This is a genomic window from Effusibacillus lacus (assembly GCF_002335525.1).
GTDB lineage: Bacteria > Bacillota > Bacilli > Tumebacillales > Effusibacillaceae > Effusibacillus > Effusibacillus lacus.
The window spans coordinates 1-370 of record NZ_BDUF01000115.1 but is presented as its reverse complement, the minus strand read 5'-3'; the positions used below and the strand labels follow the sequence as shown (position 1 = coordinate 370).

1 pseudogene is annotated in these 370 nt (G+C 55.1%); it reads left to right on the top strand.

The features are described from left to right. A pseudogene (locus EFBL_RS19650) lies at positions 1 to 283 on the top strand (IS66 family transposase); the annotation flags it as partial. Positions 284 to 370: the final 87 nt, after the last annotated feature.

The following is a 370-nucleotide window of genomic DNA, read 5'->3' as shown; positions in this document are numbered from 1 at the left end:
TGAGCATCTGCTGAAGCAGGACATCCTGCACGCCGATGAAACAACCGTGCAGGTGCTTCGTGAACCGGGGCGGTCCGCGGAGACGACTTCGTACCTGTGGTTGTATCGCACAGGGAGGGAAGGTCCGCCGATCATCGTGTATGAGTATCAGAAAACACGAGGCGGCGAACATCCGCGCAACTTTTTATCCGGTTTCCGCGGCTACTTGCACGTGGACGGGTACTCCGGCTACCACAAGGTAGCGGATGTGACGCTGGTCGGTTGCTGGGCACACGCCCGCCGTAATGAGAAGCTGGATGTAATGGCAAGTTAAAGGCATAAGCCTGTGTTGAATAGCCTTTGCTTTGCCTCCAGCTTCTCATAATAATCT